Source organism: Bacillus sp. FSL P4-0290, assembly GCF_037975435.1.
Taxonomy (GTDB): Bacteria; Bacillota; Bacilli; order Bacillales; family Bacillaceae; genus Bacillus; species Bacillus subtilis.
In genome coordinates this window covers 2,631,072-2,651,607 of sequence record NZ_CP150253.1, presented here as the reverse complement: position 1 = coordinate 2,651,607, position 20,536 = coordinate 2,631,072, and the positions used below count along the sequence as shown (strand labels likewise).

At 42.0% G+C, this 20,536-nt stretch carries 24 protein-coding genes; 14 read left to right on the top strand and 10 right to left on the bottom strand.

All coding sequences use genetic code 11. The features are described from left to right. Positions 1-3 precede the first annotated feature (3 nt). Positions 4-1,416 carry a dihydrolipoyl dehydrogenase gene (gene lpdA / locus MKY10_RS13770; RefSeq protein WP_003232309.1) on the top strand — a complete coding sequence of 471 codons (1,413 nt, stop codon included), beginning with the start codon at positions 4-6 and terminating at the stop codon, positions 1,414-1,416. Positions 1,417-1,460: 44 nt separating this feature from the next. Here the strand turns inward: lpdA and slp are convergent, their stop codons facing one another. Further along, entirely contained in the window at positions 1,461-1,835 is a 375-nt protein-coding gene (gene slp / locus MKY10_RS13765; protein ID WP_003245672.1) for a peptidoglycan-associated lipoprotein Slp, read from the bottom strand. 418 nt (positions 1,836-2,253) lie between these two features. On the opposite strand from slp, the gene MKY10_RS13760 reads away from it, so the two are divergent. Next, complete coding sequence (locus MKY10_RS13760) at positions 2,254-2,373, top strand: GapA-binding peptide SR1P (protein ID WP_003232305.1); 120 nt, start codon at positions 2,254-2,256, stop codon at positions 2,371-2,373. 39 nt (positions 2,374-2,412) lie between these two features. Here MKY10_RS13760 and speA read toward each other — a convergent pair whose 3' ends face one another. Next, positions 2,413-3,885 (bottom strand): arginine decarboxylase, encoded by a 1,473-nt coding sequence (gene speA / locus MKY10_RS13755; RefSeq protein WP_003244780.1) that lies wholly within the window; start codon positions 3,883-3,885, stop codon positions 2,413-2,415. A gap of 184 nt (positions 3,886-4,069) precedes the next feature. On the opposite strand from speA, the gene MKY10_RS13750 reads away from it, so the two are divergent. Then, positions 4,070-4,336 (top strand): UPF0223 family protein, encoded by a 267-nt coding sequence (locus MKY10_RS13750; protein WP_003245382.1) that lies wholly within the window; start codon positions 4,070-4,072, stop codon positions 4,334-4,336. A 32-nt stretch (positions 4,337-4,368) separates the two neighbouring features. On the opposite strand, the gene MKY10_RS13745 is transcribed toward MKY10_RS13750, so the two are convergent. Continuing rightward, positions 4,369-5,007 (bottom strand): YktB family protein, encoded by a 639-nt coding sequence (locus tag MKY10_RS13745; protein WP_015252167.1) that lies wholly within the window; start codon positions 5,005-5,007, stop codon positions 4,369-4,371. A 239-nt stretch (positions 5,008-5,246) separates the two neighbouring features. Here MKY10_RS13745 and MKY10_RS13740 point away from each other — a divergent pair, with 239 nt between their 5' ends. The 3 genes from MKY10_RS13740 (at position 5,247) to MKY10_RS13730 (ending at position 6,826) form a co-directional block, all read left to right on the top strand. Next, positions 5,247-5,435 (top strand): hypothetical protein, encoded by a 189-nt coding sequence (locus MKY10_RS13740; RefSeq protein ID WP_009967148.1) that lies wholly within the window; start codon positions 5,247-5,249, stop codon positions 5,433-5,435. 139 nt (positions 5,436-5,574) lie between these two features. Then, positions 5,575-6,372 (top strand): inositol-1-monophosphatase, encoded by a 798-nt coding sequence (suhB, locus tag MKY10_RS13735; protein WP_003232297.1) that lies wholly within the window; start codon positions 5,575-5,577, stop codon positions 6,370-6,372. A 25-nt stretch (positions 6,373-6,397) separates the two neighbouring features. Then, positions 6,398-6,826, top strand: coding sequence for a GNAT family N-acetyltransferase (locus MKY10_RS13730; RefSeq protein ID WP_015252166.1), 429 nt, complete (start codon positions 6,398-6,400; stop codon positions 6,824-6,826). Positions 6,827-6,903: 77 nt separating this feature from the next. On the opposite strand, the gene MKY10_RS13725 is transcribed toward MKY10_RS13730, so the two are convergent. Together MKY10_RS13725 and nprE are read right to left on the bottom strand one after the other, a co-directional pair. Then, positions 6,904-7,818, bottom strand: coding sequence for a class I SAM-dependent methyltransferase (locus MKY10_RS13725; RefSeq protein ID WP_015252165.1), 915 nt, complete (start codon positions 7,816-7,818; stop codon positions 6,904-6,906). 351 nt (positions 7,819-8,169) lie between these two features. Beyond that, positions 8,170-9,735, bottom strand: coding sequence for a neutral metalloprotease NprE (gene nprE / locus MKY10_RS13720; protein WP_003245026.1), 1,566 nt, complete (start codon positions 9,733-9,735; stop codon positions 8,170-8,172). Between the two features lie 284 nt (positions 9,736-10,019). Here nprE and MKY10_RS13715 point away from each other — a divergent pair, with 284 nt between their 5' ends. From MKY10_RS13715 to sigQ, 4 genes are read left to right on the top strand one after another with little or no spacing between them, the layout of a single operon-like run. Continuing rightward, a complete protein-coding gene (locus MKY10_RS13715; RefSeq protein ID WP_015252164.1) occupies positions 10,020-11,960 on the top strand; it encodes a hypothetical protein in 1,941 nt (646 codons plus the stop codon). After that, a complete protein-coding gene (locus MKY10_RS13710) occupies positions 11,950-12,219 on the top strand; it encodes a hypothetical protein (protein WP_003232287.1) in 270 nt (89 codons plus the stop codon). The genes MKY10_RS13715 and MKY10_RS13710 overlap by 11 nt, the downstream gene beginning before the upstream one ends. After that, on the top strand, positions 12,219-12,740 hold the full coding sequence (gene ylaC / locus MKY10_RS13705; protein WP_015252163.1) for an RNA polymerase sigma factor YlaC: 522 nt from the start codon (positions 12,219-12,221) through the stop codon (positions 12,738-12,740). Before MKY10_RS13710 ends, ylaC begins: the two co-directional genes overlap by 1 nt. Continuing rightward, positions 12,737-13,033: an anti-SigP sigma factor SigQ gene (sigQ, locus tag MKY10_RS13700; protein ID WP_015252162.1), complete on the top strand. Its 297-nt coding sequence runs from the start codon at positions 12,737-12,739 to the stop codon at positions 13,031-13,033. The genes ylaC and sigQ overlap by 4 nt, the downstream gene beginning before the upstream one ends. 39 nt (positions 13,034-13,072) lie before the next feature. Here sigQ and MKY10_RS13695 read toward each other — a convergent pair whose 3' ends face one another. Together MKY10_RS13695 and MKY10_RS13690 are read right to left on the bottom strand one after the other, a co-directional pair. Then, on the bottom strand, positions 13,073-13,684 hold the full coding sequence (locus MKY10_RS13695) for a hypothetical protein (protein ID WP_015252161.1): 612 nt from the start codon (positions 13,682-13,684) through the stop codon (positions 13,073-13,075). A gap of 271 nt (positions 13,685-13,955) precedes the next feature. Beyond that, positions 13,956-14,144, bottom strand: a complete 189-nt coding sequence (locus tag MKY10_RS13690; protein ID WP_003245500.1) for a YlaF family protein — start codon at positions 14,142-14,144, stop codon at positions 13,956-13,958. A 112-nt stretch (positions 14,145-14,256) separates the two neighbouring features. Between MKY10_RS13690 and typA the strand changes: the two genes are divergently transcribed. Continuing rightward, a complete protein-coding gene (gene typA, locus MKY10_RS13685; RefSeq protein ID WP_003232278.1) occupies positions 14,257-16,095 on the top strand; it encodes a translational GTPase TypA in 1,839 nt (612 codons plus the stop codon). Positions 16,096-16,151: 56 nt separating this feature from the next. After that, positions 16,152-16,469 carry a YlaH-like family protein gene (locus tag MKY10_RS13680; protein WP_003232274.1) on the top strand — a complete coding sequence of 106 codons (318 nt, stop codon included), beginning with the start codon at positions 16,152-16,154 and terminating at the stop codon, positions 16,467-16,469. Between the two features lie 55 nt (positions 16,470-16,524). On the opposite strand, the gene MKY10_RS13675 is transcribed toward MKY10_RS13680, so the two are convergent. Continuing rightward, positions 16,525-16,734, bottom strand: coding sequence for a YlaI family protein (locus MKY10_RS13675; RefSeq protein ID WP_003232271.1), 210 nt, complete (start codon positions 16,732-16,734; stop codon positions 16,525-16,527). A gap of 82 nt (positions 16,735-16,816) precedes the next feature. Next, positions 16,817-17,446, bottom strand: a complete 630-nt coding sequence (locus MKY10_RS13670; protein WP_003232269.1) for a YhcN/YlaJ family sporulation lipoprotein — start codon at positions 17,444-17,446, stop codon at positions 16,817-16,819. Between the two features lie 154 nt (positions 17,447-17,600). On the opposite strand from MKY10_RS13670, the gene MKY10_RS13665 reads away from it, so the two are divergent. Further along, entirely contained in the window at positions 17,601-18,929 is a 1,329-nt protein-coding gene (locus MKY10_RS13665) for a PhoH family protein (RefSeq protein ID WP_003245272.1), read from the top strand. Between the two features lie 2 nt (positions 18,930-18,931). On the opposite strand, the gene MKY10_RS13660 is transcribed toward MKY10_RS13665, so the two are convergent. Then, on the bottom strand, positions 18,932-19,417 hold the full coding sequence (locus MKY10_RS13660; RefSeq protein WP_003245279.1) for a hypothetical protein: 486 nt from the start codon (positions 19,415-19,417) through the stop codon (positions 18,932-18,934). Between the two features lie 102 nt (positions 19,418-19,519). Here MKY10_RS13660 and glsA point away from each other — a divergent pair, with 102 nt between their 5' ends. Next, a complete protein-coding gene (gene glsA / locus MKY10_RS13655; RefSeq protein WP_003232263.1) occupies positions 19,520-20,449 on the top strand; it encodes a glutaminase A in 930 nt (309 codons plus the stop codon). The last annotated feature ends 87 nt before the right edge of the window (positions 20,450-20,536 follow it).

Sequence of the window (20,536 nt, the reverse complement as noted above, 5' to 3'; positions counted from 1 at the left end):
GTTATGGTAGTAGGAGATTTCCCTATTGAAACAGATACTCTTGTAATTGGTGCGGGACCTGGCGGCTATGTAGCTGCCATCCGCGCTGCACAGCTTGGACAAAAAGTAACAGTCGTTGAAAAAGCAACTCTTGGAGGCGTTTGTCTGAACGTTGGATGTATCCCTTCAAAAGCGCTGATCAATGCAGGTCACCGTTATGAGAATGCAAAACATTCTGATGACATGGGAATCACTGCTGAGAATGTAACAGTTGATTTCACAAAAGTTCAAGAATGGAAAGCTTCTGTTGTCAACAAGCTTACTGGCGGTGTAGCAGGTCTTCTTAAAGGCAACAAAGTAGATGTTGTAAAAGGTGAAGCTTACTTTGTAGACAGCAATTCAGTTCGTGTTATGGATGAGAACTCTGCTCAAACATACACGTTTAAAAACGCAATCATTGCTACTGGTTCTCGTCCTATCGAATTGCCAAACTTCAAATATAGTGAGCGTGTCCTGAATTCAACTGGCGCTTTGGCTCTTAAAGAAATTCCTAAAAAGCTCGTTGTTATCGGCGGCGGATACATCGGAACTGAACTTGGAACTGCGTATGCTAACTTCGGTACTGAACTTGTTATTCTTGAAGGCGGAGATGAAATTCTTCCTGGCTTCGAAAAACAAATGAGTTCTCTCGTTACACGCAGACTGAAGAAAAAAGGCAACGTTGAAATCCATACAAACGCGATGGCTAAAGGCGTTGAAGAAAGACCAGACGGCGTAACAGTTACTTTCGAAGTAAAAGGCGAAGAAAAAACTGTTGATGCTGATTACGTATTGATTACAGTAGGACGCCGTCCAAACACTGATGAGCTTGGTCTTGAGCAAGTCGGTATCGAAATGACGGACCGCGGTATCGTGAAAACTGACAAACAGTGCCGCACAAACGTACCTAACATTTATGCAATCGGTGATATCATCGAAGGACCGCCGCTTGCTCATAAAGCATCTTACGAAGGTAAAATCGCTGCAGAAGCTATCGCTGGAGAGCCTGCAGAAATCGATTACCTTGGTATTCCTGCGGTTGTTTTCTCTGAGCCTGAACTTGCATCAGTTGGTTACACTGAAGCACAGGCGAAAGAAGAAGGTCTTGACATTGTTGCTGCTAAATTCCCATTTGCAGCAAACGGCCGCGCGCTTTCTCTTAACGAAACAGACGGCTTCATGAAGCTGATCACTCGTAAAGAGGACGGTCTTGTGATCGGTGCGCAAATCGCCGGAGCAAGTGCTTCTGATATGATTTCTGAATTAAGCTTAGCGATTGAAGGCGGCATGACTGCTGAAGATATCGCAATGACAATTCACGCTCACCCAACATTGGGCGAAATCACAATGGAAGCTGCTGAAGTGGCAATCGGAAGTCCGATTCACATCGTAAAATAATTTTCATATCAAAAACAGCCCCGCTTTGAGCGAGGGCTGTTTTTTTATTTTGACAGCACATGCTGTAATGGTTTAATGATGTCTTCTTTCTTTTTCACACATCCCTCGATTTTCACCACGACATGGCGCTGATCAACAACCATAAGGGTAGGGACAGTTTCAATCTCATCTTCCCAGCCTTCTTTTTTATCATAGACCTTCATTTTATCTATTTGCTCGGGATAATCTTTTTCTAAATCAAGCAGTGCATCGTAATAAGGCGCTTCCTGGTCTATTTGGTTCTCATCAGAAAAAAACAGGATTTGTGTATGATGAATGTTGTCAATCCGGCTTTTTTTCATCGGATTGATGGTGGAAAGCGTACAGCCCGATAAAGCAAATACTATTATCAGCATGGGGAATACCGCGCGATATCGCATCTATCTTCTCCTCTGTATAAACAGTAGTTAACTAGCTTTAGTTTATCACGAGAGACGGCTTAATCTGCTTCTTGTTACCTAATTGTTATATAATTGAAACCGTTTTTAAAGTGAGATTACATATTATATCAATCGTTTAAAATAGCAACCTGGGGTATATTGAATTTTTTGCTGCATTCTTGGATGAAAGTTCAAGAAAACGTGCAATTACATTATGTGCTGTGGCATATATATCGAGTAAAGCTTCTGTATGAAGAAGATATTGTATGATGGAAAATGGAAAAACAAGGTGAATATGATGATATGAAATAAAATGTGTTATACAGTTTGTTGTTGACATTTTAAATGTGACATATTAATATAATAACAACAAAAGAAATTAAGCGTTTTCAAATTTCAAAGAAATGGGGAATAAGAGATGGGTACGATTGTTTGCCAAGATTGCAACGAAGCCATTCATTACTTTGAAGATGAGAAAGTGACAACATTATATGGAACTTGCTGCGGACAATGTCAATGTCCTGTTGATGAAGAGTAAAAAAAAGCATGCGGCTTAAAGCCGCATGCTTTTTATTTTTTATTGAATTGCTTTTTGTTCTTTGATGACCCGGATCATATGTAAAGTCGAGTCCTCAGGTCCTTGAACAGGGAGGCCTGCGTCAAGGTTTTTAAAAATGTAGCTGATGTTTTCTTCTGTAATAATTTCTCCTGGGATGAAGATTGGAATACCAGGCGGATATACCATGACAAATTCAGCAATAATCCGTCCGGATGCTTCTTTTAATGGGATGACTTCCGTATTTGCATAGAAAGCATCACGCGGAGTCATTGCCAATAAAGGTATTTCTGGAAGCAGAACCTCAGTTTGCTGATGTGTTACATCTTGTTCTGACATTTGCTGTGCGATCTCAGTTAAAGCCTCTACAAGCCGGTCTGCATCATTTTGGCTGTCACCAGGAGTGAAAATACACAAAATATTGTACAGATCAGAAAGCTCCACCTCAATATTAAAGGATTCACGAAGCCATTTTTCCACGTCATGTCCTGTCAGGCCAAGACTTTTCACAGAGATAATCAATTTTGTCGGATCATAGCTGTAAGCTGCTTTCGACCCAAGAATCTCAGAACCGACACAATAAATGCCTTCAATCTGATTGAGGCGATCTCTCGTCTGATTGGCAAGCTTGAGTGTTTCCTCAGCAAGCTGGCGGCCTTCTGTTGCAAGGCGTTTTCTGGCAACATCCAAAGAAGCGAGAAGCAAGTAAGAAGTTGACGTAGTTGTCAGCATGCTCAGGATGGATTGCACTCTGTCTTTAGATACAAGGCCTTCTCTCATGTTTAAAATAGAGCTTTGTGTCAGTGATCCGCCCAGCTTGTGTACACTTGTCGCTGCTATGTCCGCTCCTGCCTGCATAGCCGATAGCGGCAATTCGTCGTGAAAATGAATGTGAACGCCGTGTGCTTCATCCACAAGCACTGGCACATCAAACGAATGAGCGAGTTCTACGATGCTTTTTAAGTCGGCTGCAACACCGAAATATGTCGGGTTGATGACGAGAAGCCCTTTTGCATCCGGATGCTCGGTAAGCGCCCGTTTAGCAGATTCAAGTGTAATTCCGTGGGAGATGCCCAATTCATTGTCAATTTCAGGATGAATAAAAATTGGAACCGCTCCGGAAAATACAATAGCTGTCATAATTGATTTATGAACATTTCTTGGAATAATAATTTTATCACCAGGTCCGCAAACAGCCATTACCATTGTCATAATGGCGCCGCTTGTTCCTTGAACAGAAAAAAATGTATGATCCGCTCCAAATGCTTCAGCAGCCAGATCTTGTGCTTGTTTAATAATGCCTTTTGGCGCGTGCAGATCGTCTAATGGTTCAATATTAATCAAATCTATGCTTAACGCGTTTTCACCGATAAATTGTCTGAATTCTGGGTCCATTCCTGCCCCTTTTTTATGGCCGGGAATGTGGAATTGAACAGGCTGTCTGCTTGCATGCTTTTTCAGTCCTGTGTATAAGGGTGTTTCATGTTGCGACAATTGTTTTCCCACCTTTGTAATCATACCTATGCATAATAGTGTGTATTAAAATCAGTTTCTCAACCGTTTTTTAGACGTAAAACAAATGAATTATATTATGAACTTGAAAGAATGTAAAGAACAATTTATGATCAAATGAAGATGCTTTCTCTTAAGGGAAGTAAATCTACAAGGAGTGAAGAAAATGGAGTATCAATATCCGATGAATGAAGATTGGACAACCGAAGAAGCAGTGGATGTGATTGCATTTTTCCAGCAGGTTGAGCTTGCATATGAAAAAGGGGCGGATCGTGAAGAACTGCTTAAAGCTTACCGCCGTTTCAAGGAAATTGTACCGGGGAAGGCCGAGGAAAAAAAGCTATGCGGCGAGTTTGAGGAACAAAGTACATATTCTCCTTATCGCACGGTCAAACAGGCGAGAGAATCTGATCACGCGAAGATTAAGATGTAAGAAAAAGAGCCGGGGGATATCCCGGCTCTTTTTTATGCTTGTGATACTTTTTGGGTGAGACGGTACAGAAAAGCAAGCTGCTTAAAGGCATCGTCGATACGCTGAAGGAATTCCTGGTTATTCATATTCAGCACTTCTTCTTTTTGGAGCTGGATGCCGCATAACAGCTCAGCTTTCTTTACAGTCTGCAAACGCTCAAACAGTGTCTTCAGCTGTTCCTTGTCCATTTCAGACTGTTTATGTACTCCCGGTTTTGTGTGATCTGCAGACCAAACGAAGCTGTCAGGGATATTTTTCGTAATGGTTTCTTGGTTCACTTCAAGCAATTTGCCGTATTCTTCTTTGATAGGGGATTCATAAATAATCGCGAACCACACAAAGACGTGGCTTTCCCATAAACCAATTTGGAAATGCGGCAGTTTTTTATAGCCTCTTTTGCTGTTTGCGAACGCCACCCAGCTGTCAGCCGGGGGATTGACGGATCTTCTTGCGTGCTTTGCCACATGCGGAAACATTTCATCTCCGGTTAAAGCTGATAAAGTTGGGGCAAAATGTTCGCCTAGAGCTGTAAGCTTCGGACGGACCGTCTCTTTTAATACTTCCATGCGCGCGTCTAAGCCTTCTATTGTAAAAGTGTTAAAGTCCTCTTCAGTGAAACGCATTTGTGTCATGATTTTCCTCCTTCATGCTAAGTATACATATTTTATCACAGTTCATACGAGCTTCAAAAAGATTGAGCGCGTTTGAAGTAAGGGGAAATGTGGTAATAAACGAGTAGGTAAACACACAATTTTTAGAATCATGTTGCGCGTAAATAGAACAATCATACGATATAAGAAGTAATCATTGTTGAATGGCAAAATGGGATGCTTTTTTACAAACAAATGATCTCTGGAAGGGGCGAAAGACAATGAGGCAAGTTGTAAAAGAGGGATTTAAGGAAGAGAAAAACAATCGTGTTGCTGTCTGGAGACTAGAGGTTGATTATGAATTGGCAACCCTATATGAAGCAATGCAGAAGGAAAATGAAGAGCAGATTGAACAAAGCAAAAACAAACTTGAGCGACTTAGAAAAGAATGGATTCGTCTTAACGGGTAAAAAAGCGATAGTGAAAACGAACCGCATGAATGGTTCGTTTTTACGTGAGAAGGGATATTTTTCATTTTCCTTGCTTTTTCATTGCCGTTATCAGTATCCTATAAAATAAAAGGTCTACATAGAAGAGAGGTACGAACGAATGACAAATTGGACGGAAATTGATGAGATTGCAAAGAAGTGGATAAGAGAAGCAGGCGCGAGAATTACACAATCCATGCATGAAAGCCTGACAATTGAAACGAAATCAAATCCGAATGATTTAGTCACCAATATTGACAAAGAAACCGAAAAGTTTTTCATTGATCGAATTCAAGAAACATTTCCGGGACATCGGATACTCGGTGAAGAGGGGCAAGGAGACAAAATCCACTCACTTGAGGGAGTCGTATGGATTATTGATCCGATTGACGGGACGATGAATTTTGTGCATCAGCAAAGAAATTTTGCGATTTCCATTGGGATTTTTGAAAACGGTGAAGGGAAAATCGGCTTAATTTATGATGTGGTGCACGATGAGCTGTATCACGCATTTAGCGGCAGAGGAGCTTATATGAATGAAACGAAGCTGGCTCCTTTAAAAGAAACCGTCATTGAAGAAGCGATTCTTGCCATTAATGCAACATGGGTAACGGAAAACAGAAGAATTGATCAAAGTGTGTTAGCGCCACTTGTGAAAAGAGTCAGAGGCACACGCTCCTACGGTTCTGCCGCTTTAGAGCTGGCAAATGTCGCGGCAGGAAGAATAGATGCTTACATCACGATGCGGCTTGCGCCATGGGACTACGCAGCCGGCTGTGTGCTGTTAAATGAAGTAGGAGGCACCTATACGACCATTGAAGGAGAGCCGTTTACCTTTTTAGAAAACCACAGTGTGCTAGCCGGAAACCCATCTATACATAAAACGATATTTGAAGAGTATCTTCATGCTCGGAAGTAGGCCATTTGAGCAGGATGATCTCAGCTTGTTAGAAAAGCTCGCGGAGGCTCATCCTGTATGGAAAGAGGAGGAGTTTGGAGATAAAGATGCAGAAGACTATATCATTTCCTACTCCATGTACAACGGTTTATGGCTTGTATGGGAAAAAGACGGTCTGCCTGTTGCCGTCAGCTACCATCTCGAGTGGTCTCCTTCAAACGGTAAGCCGTGGCTCGGAACGGTCCTGATTGACCCGGCTGAAGAAAAAAAGGGACATGCGAAGATGATCATTGAACAGATCAGCAAATTGCTTAGAGCGAAACATAAAGCGATGTTTGCGGGAGTTCCCATTGAGCGCAGTGAATGGATACTGTTTTTAAGCCAATGCGGCTTTGAACAGCTGAAAACGGAAAAAGATGAGAAAGGCAAATCATTTATGATCTTGGTGAAGCCTTTAGCAGAAGCTGCCGTATGATAACGACAGCTTATTTGCTGCATGCGGGTTCAATAAAAAGCCTCTCAAACATTGAGAGGCTTCTGATGATTTGAAAATTATTTTTTTACTGCATGAATATAATGAATCGTTTCAAACGCTGACAAATTGTCTTTTCGATTACTAAAGAAAAGGTCATTGATGTCGTCTGGTGATAGATGTTCATAGATCAGTAAACCAGATGACTCTAACAGATGTTCAATCTCTTGATAAGTGAAACATGATTTCATCGGTTCCCCGCTTGCGGCAGCCATCTTCACCATATGTTCAACTCGATTCGACGTCCCTTTTGCTGTAAAAAGTGTTTCGTCCGCATAATCAAAAACAATAGAGCTTCCAGGCGGGACATGAGAAAATAAATTGCTGATCAAGCTTGCATTTTCTTCCCGTGTTACATAATAAGACACTCCGAGAAGGCTGAAGACTGTTTTTGTGTTTTTAAATCCTTCATCTAAGAGAGGATCATACGAAAACGTTTTGGTGAAATCCATAGGAACAAAATGAAGATGACCCGGAATTGTCAGATTTGCATCCTTCAGCTTATTTTTTTTGAATTGCTGTGTAGCCGGATGGTCAACCTCGAAAACCTGTAAGCTGTTTTCTAATTCTGGATGCCGAAAGCAGAAGGTATCCAGCCCCGCTCCAAGAATGACATACTGTTTTGCCCCCAGGATTAATTCGTTGTGCAAGACTTTTTCACAATAAGAAGCACGTGCTAGTGGCGTGGGAGACAGCTGGATTTGTGCAACCCATTTTAATATTTTTTCAGGATCATTTTGAAGACGTTCGGCGATCTCTTTGTTGAAAAACGATATTCCTTGAATCATATTTTTACTGATGTCGATAAACTCTTTTTCGTTAATGAGATCTTTTGCGATAAAATCATCAAAAATAAGAGATGTGTCATATTTGCTGTGATAAGCACGGGCAAACGCTGAAATCAAAGACGTTAAGCTGGACTCATTTTTCCTCATGAAATGATCCTCCACAAAAAATAAGATTCTCCTGGCCAGGAGAATCTTATTATACATACAAATATATTAATAGTAAATTTTAGCATAAATAAATTTTTTTGTCAATGTTTTTGCTCTTAACTGGACGCGCGATCCTTCACATAGCCACGTGACCTGTAGCAGAATTCGTCTATCAATTATGTGGACTGAATCATTAGCTTTTATAAAATGCGTACTTGCGGCTGCATCCCTCTTTTTGCAAATCAGGAGCGGTTTTCTGTCTCATGGCAGCATCTTTTCGTCGTTTCAGCTGAGAGAGAAATCAAGATATGTAACAATAAAAGCCTGAGGGATCTCAGGCTTTTTCTAATATTACAATCCAACAGCATTCCAGGCTGCTTCAACTTTAGCGGCATCAGTTGAGCCGTAGAGGTCACGGGCAGACTGAATGAGAGCTGCCTTGGCATCTTTGAACGTGGAAGAAGGCGTGAGGTACGTTGTTAACGCACGGTAATAGATTTGCTGTGATTTAGATACACCAAGTTTTGTGATGGTGTTGTAAGCGGCTTTGTTTGGAATTCCGCTGTTTGTGTGTACACCGCCATAATCGCCTTCATCTGTGTTTGGAAGGTTTCTATAATTGGCGTAATTGTCAGGCTGGTTGTATTTTGTAGGGTTGGACAGGCTGCGAAGAGCAGGCTGGCTGACCGTAATGTCTTCACCGATGTCCCAGTCTTCTGTATCGTTAAAATACCCGAATACGTCAGAGAAAGACTCGTTTAATGCACCTGGCTGATTTTCATAAATCAAGTTGGCTGTTTCTTGGGTGACGCCATGTGTCATTTCATGCGCTGTCACATCTAATGAGCCGGAAAGCGGAGAGAAGAATGAACCGTCGCCATCACCGTAAATCATCTGGTCTCCTGTCCATGCAGCGTTATTGTATTGAGTGCCGTAGTGAACGGAAGAAACGATTTTACTGCCTTTGTTATCATAGCTGTTTCGTTTAAAGTTTGAATAAAAATAATCGTACACTTTACCGAGGTTATAGTGTGCGTCAACGGCTGCCCGCTGTGATGAAGATGTAAATGTTTTCGTTGTGCTTGAGACAAGCGTGCCCGGAAGGCGGCTTTGTCTGTTTTGCAAATCATATGTGATGATTTGGGTGCCTGTTGGTTTTGAAAGATCTCTTAGAACATATTTTCCGCCTTCATAAGAGATGTTCAAAGGAACAGTTGCGCCCTTTAGAGTTGTTCCGCTTCCAGTGGCGGCGGCATGTTCTACTTTATTTTGCTGTTTTAAAATGCTGCCTGTTTCGGCGTCAACTAAGACTTCCCAGTTTGCAGGTTCAGGCTCGACATAGCGAATCGTCACGTCGTAAGCAAGACGATAGCTGCCGTCTTTTGTTTCTATCGCTTTTAATTCGGCTTTATTGCTGTTTTTGGCCGCTCCGTTAGAAACAGCGTCTGGTGATTTGCCGATAGCTTTGAAAGCGAGTGCCAGCGCTTTTTCAGAAGAGACTTTTTGGCTGTTATCTGTTTTTGCAGCAGATTGATTGTGTAATTCACCATTGACCGCATAGACATTATCGGATTTATCGACGTGAACGATCACTTGCGAATCTTTAATTGGCACTCCGTTAACGACAGGCGCATATCGAAAGTGCTTGTATCCAAGGGCATCAGTCGTGCTTTCAACAAGCTTCAGCCTTTTGGAAGGGTCACCTTTAAAAATGTTGCTGTTCTTTTTCAAAAACTGCTTGACAGCCTTGTCATTTGGTGCAGAGAGTTCTGATTGCGCAATCGCGTTTTTGGAGAGGAAATTTGTTTGATTCTCTTTAAGCTGATGACCTTCAGCAGCCTGAACACCTGGCAGGCTGATTGATAAACTCATAAACGAAGCAGCGACAGCAACAGACAATTTCTTACCTAAACCCACAATAAATCCCCCTTTTTGAAAATACTGAAAACTTTATATTGTTATATTAAACTAGCATTCTGGAATACTCAACAAAAACTAACATAACTAGACAAAATTGATAGTATTGTCCTGTGTTTGTTTTTGTTGAATAATATCAAGATGAGTCAAGTGTCATGTGACGGTTCACTCAAGAGTTATGTTTTTTACATATCAAGGGGAAGATGAGATATTTTTGTTTCAACTTGAAACTTTTTGAAAAGTCCGCTGTCTAACCGAATGAGGCCTTAATAAGAAGTAAAGGATTGTTGTTCTTGTTGGAGTTATTCAGTCATTATGTATTGCATTTCGAACGTTATTTTATATTAAGCAGACAAAGCACCCTGCTGATTCAATGGTCAATTGTTGTTCTGGCGGGCTTATATCTTTTGGTGCATCATCCCAAAATAAACCGGCAGCGCACAATGTTCTTGGCGGGTGTTATATTGCGGATTGTGCTGCTGGCGGGAGTGTCTGTTGAACTTATTCACCAGGTGCAATCAACAAACTTCACCAGCGCTTACTTAAGAGAGGACGGAAAAGAACTGCTGCCGCTGCTGCATTTTTTGTTATACGGATATGTGCTGCTGACGGCTTTTCACTATATGCTGATGCCGCGTGATCATGGCGGAAAGGGTAAGTTTTATACGTTCGACCTTGCCGTTGTCAGTTTGCCGATCGTACAAATGATTTTTAGTTTCTTTTCGTATTGGAAGGAATACCCGGATGGGATGGAGCCGATTGCATTCGTGTTTCTGTTTTTCATCATCACTCTTCCCATTGCGTTGAATGTAGTGTTTTTCAAGCTGTATTGGAGAACGGATAAGATCTTACTAGGCTTATTTTATACGCTGATTATCGGACTGCTTGTCTTGCTGCTTGCGCCATATCCCAATCAAATCTCAAAAGATTATGGTGCAGTAATGCCATATACGATTTATTTGGCAATGGCGGGATTTTTGATGAGCTATCATCTGTTCCAAAAGTCAGGAAAGGTTTATGTGCGTGTGAATAAGTGGGTGACGATGGCTGTCCTGGTGTTTTTTGTCCTGCTGTTAAATCCGATATATAACATAGGAACGGCTGCTTTCGCTGTATCAAAGCCAGCAAATGTCCATGATTCATTCAATTTTGTCGGGGAGCACATTTCATCAGAAAAAGCGGAACAGATACTAAAGTCATTTTTTCCTACGGATGAAACACTTTATTTGCATGATACAAACATGGATGTGCATTATTTCTACTCATTTGAAAGCAAAGGTTACAAAGCTGAGGTAGATGAAGTATCGCAGCTGATTCGTAATTATGAATACTTACAAAAAGCACATGGGAAAAAGCTAACGAATCAGGAGTACAAGCGGAAGTCCATCGCTTTCCTTGAGCGACACGGACGTGTGTTACATAAGGATCATATCGAAACAAAGGTATCAAATGAGGACGGCCAGACAGTCGTACGTATATACCTGAAAAACCAGCTTCATAAAAAAGATCATGCTGATGATGGCGCGGTATTTTATTGGGAAAAGGAAACCTTAATGGGTTTTAGTGAAGATCTATCGATTTACCAGCTTGACTCTCTTCTGCATGTTCATATAACGGAACAAGACATTCAAGACAAAGTGGAACAAATGTTTACAGCGCTGAACATCTCAAAACAGCCTTATCAGATCACTGATATTGAAAGCAATAGCCTGCTCGGAAGCATGGTGAGAGTGGAAACAAAAGGTGGAATTGTTTTGGAATTTGAGGGCGAATCAGGTTGTTTACATAGTCTTTCGCTTCCGATGAAAAAGAATATCTCAATGGCTAACAGCCGGATGCAGCATCAGATATTATCGATCTTCGATGCTCGTGGATCAGAAAAGAAGAAAAAAAGCAGTCAGGGTGACATGGTGATGTATACTGATTCTTCTAAAACATATGAGTTTTTTGAAGATCAAGGTCAGCTAAACGTTTATGTATACAGCGATACACCTGATCAGTCATTCCCTTATACGTATCGTAATGGAACATTGGCTTACGAAAAGGTAGCTTCTCTATATCAGGATGTTATTTACAAAAAGCGTATGCGTCCGATTATCGTTCAAAGAGGGGATGAACGGCATTATGCATGGCTGATCATTATTCAGCCGTTTGGTTCAAATCGCCATGATGCCTATGTAGTGGATGGAGAAACACAAGAGGTGAAAAGTCTTTATGAATCATAAAGAAAAAGAGTCTGTTTTTGTAGACTTATACGACCTGTATAAAGAAGGAGAGCTAGAGGATGAATCAATGGAATGGATGAAACAGCATGAATCCCTATTTCAAAAGAATGCGGAAGACTTAAAGAGTAAAACTTGTTTAAAGAGAAGTCCCGGTGCTGAAGAAGAAAGCCAAATCAGATATATGAAAGTATACCTGTCTTCCATGTATATCTGTTTCATTTTATTGGCCATTTGGATGACGGTGTGGTTTTACTTTTAATGAAGCATAGGGATTCCATTGAGGACTTGTATCGGCAGTATTATCAAGAAATTTTAAATTATTTATTCAGAAGGACTCATCATCTTGAAACAGCCAAGGACTTAGCGCAGGACACGTTTGTAAAAGCTCTTAACGGTCTGGCTTCGTTTAGGGGGCATTCTTCCATCAGAACATGGCTCTACACCATTGCGCATCATACCTTTATCAATTGGTACCGAAGGGATGTCAAATACCAATTTACTGAAATCAGCAAAAATGAAGGGTTAACGCAAACAACTTATGAGCAGCCTGAACAGTATCTGTCACGAACGGTGAAAAGCGAAACACTGCGGCAGGAGCTCCTGAAGTTAAAAGATCAGCATCAATCCGTTTTGATTTTAAGAGAATTCCAAGAGCTTTCTTATGAAGAAATCGCTGAGATATTGGGATGGAGTCTTTCTAAGGTGAAAACCACATTGCACCGGGCTAGATTAGAACTTAAGAAACACATGACGAAAAGTAGAGAGGAGGAGCGGATATGACCTGCTTTCTAGTAAGAGACCTGCTTCCTCTGTATCTTGAAGGTGATTGTAAAAGAGAAACGGAACACGTTATAGAAGAGCATTTAAAAATGTGCAGCAGCTGCAAAGACATGTATGACACGATGGCTGAGCCATTTGAATTGGAAAGCGAGCAGGCCGTTGTTGAGGAGGCTTTTCTGCCGGAAGAAGAACTGCGTTTTAAACAGAGGTACTATGGATTACTGATCATGAAAGCTGCCTGCTGGTTTGGAGCGGCGGTTGCCATGATGCTGATCATCAAACTGCTGATATAAAAAAAGCGCTTGTCCGATTCCGGCAAGCGCTTTTTTACATTAAGCCTGGGGATGAATCATATCGTAAATAGCGGCAAGCTGTTCTTGTGACAGGGCACTGAAGAGTTTTTCATAAACGTCAGCTTGCAGTGGCGTTGCACCTGCTTGTAGCGCTGCGTCTTTATCATAGCTGTACACATCATCTTGTAGCACAATGGCTGCTTGAAGAATGTGAATCTTGAGAGAAACAGCGGAGAAAAATTGTTCAAGTGCAAGTGCTTCTTTTTCTGTGAAGCCAAGTTCAACTGCTTTTTCTGTATCAAATTTGTAATTTCCATCCTCGAGATACACACATTGTGAAACAATGCTGAAAAATTCTGATGTCGATTCCCAGAGTGTAGCAATTACCTGAGCCTCTTCTTTTGTCATTCCTAACTCGACAGCTTTGTCGCTGTCAAAATAATATACACCGTCTTGTTCGTATATACATTGATTTAATATATCAATGAATGTATTGAGATCTTCGTTAGTGCTCGCCTGATGCTGGAGTTGAACAGCAGTGTTATCAACCGGTGTTTTTGCGCTGGCTGCATCAGGACCGAACGTTAATAGAGCAGCTGAGGTCATTGCGGCAGTCGTTAACATAGCTTTTTTTACAAATGTTTTCTTCATGTTTCTTCTCTCCCTTTTATGAATTGTGCTACAAATTCCATTATAGGGAGTAGTTTCCGGTGGAGGAATAGGCGCTATGGTATTTTATGTGTATCGTTGCCGAACTACTTTTTGAAGGCTGCACGTGTGATCGTTAGAACGATTGTCTATGTATGAAGGCTGTTTTGCATCTTCCTGACTAAGAAACAGGGGAGATAAGGCTTAAGAAATGAAAAACACCGCTTTCTTTGCGGTGTTTTTTGATTACAATGTCGCCGGCGGGGCAATGCTTTTAATCAAGCAAGCCTTGTTCGCGCATTTTCTTTTTTAATGTAAATCCGCCGCCCATGACAGCGCAAACAAGTACAATGCTGGCGATAATGCCTGCAGGGCTTTTTTCAGCGATAAAGACGCCGATCAGCATAATGCTGAAAACCGCTGCAAATGCAAATAATAGTAAAAGCCAATTCATTTTTTTCATAAATTCCATCCCCTTTTACGTCTTATATTAAGTTTACAGAAAAACGTGACGCTTTTAAAGAGGATGTGTGATATAATATGAAAGTTATCTAATTTTTTTAGGAGATGAAAAAGTGAAACTTCGAAATGATCTTCGCAACATCGCGATTATTGCCCACGTTGACCATGGGAAAACGACTCTAGTCGATCAGCTTTTACATCAGGCTGGTACGTTCCGTGCCAACGAGCAGGTTGCTGAACGCGCAATGGACTCTAATGATCTTGAACGCGAACGCGGCATTACAATATTGGCGAAAAATACTGCGATTAACTATAAAGATACACGTATCAATATTTTGGACACCCCTGGACATGCAGACTTTGGGGGAGAAGTAGAACGGATTATGAAAATGGTTGACGGCGTAGTGCTTGTCGTTGACGCATATGAAGGCTGTATGCCTCAAACTCGTTTTGTTCTGAAAAAAGCTCTTGAGCAAAACCTGAACCCTGTTGTTGTTGTAAACAAAATTGACCGTGACTTTGCTCGTCCAGAGGAAGTTATCGATGAAGTTCTGGATCTGTTCATTGAGCTTGATGCCAATGAAGAGCAGCTCGAGTTCCCAGTGGTATATGCTTCCGCGATTAATGGAACAGCGAGTCTTGATCCGAAACAACAGGATGAAAACATGGAAGCTTTATATGAAACCATTATTAAGCATGTTCCGGCACCTGTTGATAATGCAGAGGAGCCGCTTCAATTCCAAGTTGCCCTTCTTGACTACAACGACTATGTAGGCCGTATCGGAATCGGACGCGTATTCCGCGGCACAATGAAAGTCGGACAGCAGGTTTCTCTTATGAAGCTTGACGGAACGGCAAAGTCATTCCGTGTTACAAAGATTTTTGGTTTCCAAGGCTTAAAGCGTGTGGAAATTGAAGAAGCAAAAGCGGGAGACCTCGTTGCGGTTTCCGGGATGGAAGATATCAACGTTGGTGAAACGGTATGTCCTGTAGACCATCAAGATCCGCTTCCGGTGCTTCGCATTGATGAGCCGACACTTCAAATGACATTTGTCGTGAATAACAGTCCGTTTGCAGGCCGTGAAGGCAAATATGTAACGGCCCGCAAAATCGAAGAGCGTCTTCAATCACAGCTTCAGACGGATGTGAGCTTGCGTGTTGAGCCAACAGCTTCTCCTGATGCTTGGGTTGTTTCAGGACGCGGTGAGCTGCACTTGTCAATTTTAATTGAAAATATGCGTCGTGAGGGCTATGAGCTTCAAGTGTCAAAACCTGAAGTTATTATCAAAGAAATCGACGGCGTACGCTGTGAGCCTGTTGAACGTGTGCAAATTGATGTTCCTGAAGAGCATACTGGCTCTGTCATGGAATCAATGGGTGCCCGCAAAGGCGAAATGGTTGATATGATCAACAACGGAAACGGCCAAGTCCGTCTCATCTTTACAGTTCCTTCCCGCGGATTGATCGGTTACTCTACAGAATTCCTATCATTAACACGCGGATTCGGTATTTTGAACCATACGTTTGACAGCTACCAGCCGATGCAGGCAGGCCAAGTCGGCGGACGCCGTCAAGGTGTACTTGTGTCAATGGAAAACGGAAAAGCAACATCATACGGTATTCAAGGAATTGAAGACCGCGGTGTCATCTTCGTTGAGCCGGGTACTGAAGTATACGAAGGAATGATCGTTGGAGAGCATAACCGTGACAATGACCTTGTTGTTAACGTCAGCAAAATGAAACAGCAAACAAACGTCCGTTCTGCGACAAAGGATCAGACAACTACAATTAAAAAAGCGCGCATCATGTCTCTTGAGGAGTCTCTAGAGTACTTAAACGAAGATGAATATTGTGAAGTAACACCTGAATCCATCCGTTTAAGAAAGAAGATCCTCAATAAGAACGAACGTGAAAAAGCAGCTAAAAAGAAAAAAACAGCAGGATTGTCTTAATCTCGTGCAGAATTTGAAAAGATAGAACCCGTACGTTTACAGGGGAGGGAATCTTTTTGAATGACGTAAGCGAACGTCTGTCGTTCTTCGCCGCTCTATATCAAGTAGACCGGCAGCCTGCGGCAGGCATGTGGCTGCTGTACGGCACGATTTTTGTGTTGGCCGTTATTGTATTTAAGCTTGGATTTGCTAAACGGCTTCCTGTATTAAAATCTGCAGTGGTGTATGTATTTTTGGCGTTGGGCTGCACTGTTTTGACTTTTTTAGGGGTGTTTTTGCCCGTGGCAGAAGGATTGGTCGTCGCTGCGCTGATTTTAATCATTTACAAAATCCGGCTGTATCAGTCGAAAAAAGGACAGTCTGCAAAATCATAAAAGACTCAGCTGAAAGCTGAGTCTTTTTTGTGTTCTGTATGGTTAAGCGGCCGCTTTATTTTTTGACTTTTTCTTTTTTCTGCTGTCCCGGGTGAAAAGTAAATTTTCCCGTTTTCAGCCGTTCCTCTGTTTTTTTGGCAATCCGATCGTGGCATTCCTGGCACATATATGTATGGATCGGGCGGTTTCGAAGCCGTTTCGCGATCAGGGTATCATCATCAATTGTTTCAATTTTATCGCAAATAGAACATTTGACCCTCATCATATCACCTCTTTCACTAACATGTATTATAGCACGGATCAGAAGCTGTCCAAAATAAGAAAAAGCTAAAGCGCAAGGCTATAGCTTAGTCATTGTTGTTCTTTTTCATATGATGATCAGATTGATCGTTTTGCTCCTTCTCCATTTCCTGCTGCTGTTTTCTATTTAATTGGTCATTTTGCTGCTTTGTTTGCGGTTCGTCTTCATTGTCAATCACGTCGTTAGGCACTTCGGGAAGCACTCGGCCGACAATTGCAGCTAATTCATCCAGTATGCCTGTTACCGGATGGCCCTCGCTGATTTCTCTGCTCATTTCACGAAGGCGGCTGACCGTATCGGGATCAGCAATGACCACTGCGTTTGCGCCATATCGATCATTCTTTAGCGCCTGAGCTACAGAATATTTAATGGTTTCCACTTTGCTTCTGTCCAAAGTATCATCGACATCAATCCCAACAACAGCATAGCCTCCCAGCACAACGGCTGTTGCATCCTTGACGTCGGGGTTTTTTTCAGCAACGCTGACAAGATGCTTGGCAATATCGGTTCTTGTTCCATTGTCTTTTGTTTCTTGAGTTGTGTCCTTTACGTGAATCGGTTTAGTCTCCTGCTGTCTTGTTGATTCTTTTTCAACATTCTGACCCTGTTTTCCTTGTTGATAGGCACAAGCGGACAGGATAAGTGTCAGCTGTATGATAATGAAAAGAATTCGCACTTGTGGGTTCCCTCCTTAAAATGCTTTCATTAATTTTATTGTTGAATTAACCTTCTATCTTTATGCACAAAAACATATATTTTAGCAGGCATTCACCTTTTTCATCAAAAGAGAAGCAGGAAGAACTTTGACCCTTATATCAGGAGGCTGAGACTTGAGTAAAATTTATGTGTTAGATACGAATGTGTTATTACAGGATCCTAACGCGATATTTTCTTTTGAAGAAAATGAGGTTGTCATCCCTGCTGTCGTTTTAGAAGAGGTTGATTCAAAAAAACGGTATATGGACGAAGTTGGGAGGAATGCAAGGCACGTATCTAAGCTAATCGATGCGCTAAGACAAAAGGGCAGGCTGCATGAGCATGTACCGCTTGACACCGGCGGCACACTGAGAATTGAACTGAATCATCGTTCGTTTCACCAGCTGCAAGAGATCTTTATTGAAAAGACGAACGATAATCGCATATTAGCCGTTGCGAAAAACTTAAGCCTCGAGGAAGAAACCAAGGAAAATGGCAGGCCGGTTATCCTCGTCAGTAAGGATGTACTGGTCAGGGTTAAAGCCGACGCAATCGGACTGCTTGCTGAAGATTTCTTGAATGACCGGGTTGTGGACAATGATGAAATGTACAGCGGCTATAAAGATTTATATATCAGCCAGCAGCTGTTCAGCTCTTTTTACGGAAAAAATCAAATTTCAGTAAACGATGTGAAACAGCATGCGTTTTATCCGAATCAGTTTGCTTTAATGAAGGATGAGCTAGGAGGGTCCTCCTCGGCAGTCGGAATTGCAGACAAAACCGGAACGGTATTAAAAAGACTCGTATTTGATGATGAACATATATGGGGAATCAGGCCGAAAAATGTACAGCAGACAATGGCATTAGAGCTTTTGCTGCGGGAAGATATTCCGCTTGTCACCCTGATCGGCAAAGCGGGAACCGGCAAAACGCTCTTAGCTTTGGCGGCAGGGCTATTACAGACAGAAGACTTGGGAATATATAAAAAGCTGGTCGTCGCAAGGCCGATTGTTCCTGTTGGCAAGGACATCGGGTATTTGCCAGGCGAAAAAGAGGAAAAGCTAAAGCCTTGGATGCAGCCGATTTTTGACAACTTAGAGTTTCTGTTTAATGCGAAAAAACCAGGGGAGCTTGATGCTATTTTGGCGGGAATTGGCTCAATTCAGGTAGAGGCGCTGACTTATATCAGAGGGAGAAGCATTCCAGATCAATTTATTATCATTGATGAAGCGCAAAATTTGACCAGGCATGAGGTGAAAACGTTGCTGACGAGAGTCGGTGAAGGCAGTAAAATTGTCTTAATGGGTGACCCTGAACAAATTGATCACCCATATTTAGACAGTCTGAACAATGGTTTGGCCTATGTGGTTGAGCGGTTTAAAGGACAACCCATCTCAGGCAGCGTGAAGCTGTTAAAAGGTGAGAGATCAGGTCTCGCCCAGCTCGCAGCTGATTTGCTGTAACATTAAATGATTTCGATCTCTTTTACATCGGTAATCGGCTGTTTGTGATGAACCGGGTCTTCAAAGTAAATATGCACGGGGCCGCCTTCTTGAATCGGCTTGCCTGCCTCACTGAAATGGACAATACTGTTCAGAGCGGTTTCCAGAGAAACGGCGGCCTTTCCCGAACTTGTGACAAATACACATTGTGTCGCAGAGCTGTTCGGCTCAGCATTTTTCAGGACAGTCCCAAGTCTCATTGCGAAACTGCCGTTCATCAGTTTTTGCTTCTCATATTGCTTTTCCGTCTTTAATGTAGGCGGCGCGATTCGCCCCTCTCTGATGACGCGTTCCGGATCAAGGTCGGATTCATCCCCGGCTGATTGTAAATATGTGTCTTGACTGTCCCCTTTGCGGTCAAACGAAAATTTGCGATCATCAAAAATCCATACGCTTGGATCAATGGTAATTGGATATGTAACATTGCCTTTTACTTGGATAACGCTCATGATATGACCCCCTTCTCTCAAAATTATAAAAGTTTTCGCATGAATTGTCACTTTGTGTACAAATTATGTGTATTGAAATGCTGAGGGAACGAGGGTGTTTGCATGGTATGCCGGCATAATGATGAGCTTGAAGCCTTAGTGAAAAAGGCGAAAAAAGTAACGGACAAGGGGGAGGTAGCCAGCTATATTCCCGCCTTGGCAAAAGCTGATAAACACGACCTGTCAGTGGCGATTTATTATTCCAATAATGTTTGTCTGTCAGCAGGTGACGTAGAAAAAACATTTACGCTTCAAAGTATATCGAAAGTCCTTTCCCTTGCTTTGGTGTTAATGGAATACGGCAAAGATAAGGTCTTCAGTTATGTTGGACAGGAGCCGACCGGTGATCCGTTTAACTCAATTATCAAGCTCGAAACGGTGAATCCGAGCAAGCCGTTAAACCCTATGATTAATGCCGGGGCATTGGTAGTGACAAGTCTGATAAGAGGAAGAACGGTGAAAGAGAGACTTGATTATTTGCTTTCTTTTATCAGAAGGCTGACAAACAACCAAGAGATTACATACTGCCGGGAAGTGGCTGAATCTGAATACAGCACTTCAATGATTAATCGGGCGATGTGTTATTATATGAAGCAGTACGGCATTTTTGAAGATGATGTAGAGGCAGTAATGGATTTATACACGAAGCAATGCGCGATTGAGATGAACAGCTTGGATTTAGCGAAAATCGGATCTGTATTTGCATTGAACGGCAGACATCCAGAGACTGGGGAGCAAGTCATCTCAAAAGATGTCGCTAGAATTTGCAAAACATTTATGGTGACGTGCGGAATGTATAATGCAAGCGGGGAATTCGCAATTAAGGTCGGAATTCCTGCGAAAAGCGGCGTATCCGGCGGGATTATGGGCATTTCGCCTTACGATTTCGGGATCGGCATATTCGGCCCCGCATTAGACGAAAAAGGGAACAGCATTGCAGGTGTAAAGCTTTTGGAAATAATGTCTGAGATGTACAGGCTGAGTATTTTTTAATTTATGTCATATGCTTAAATCCTCTTGCATTTTCTGTTGATACCCTTTATGATAAATAGAAGAATTAGGTACTCGCCTGGGGAACGG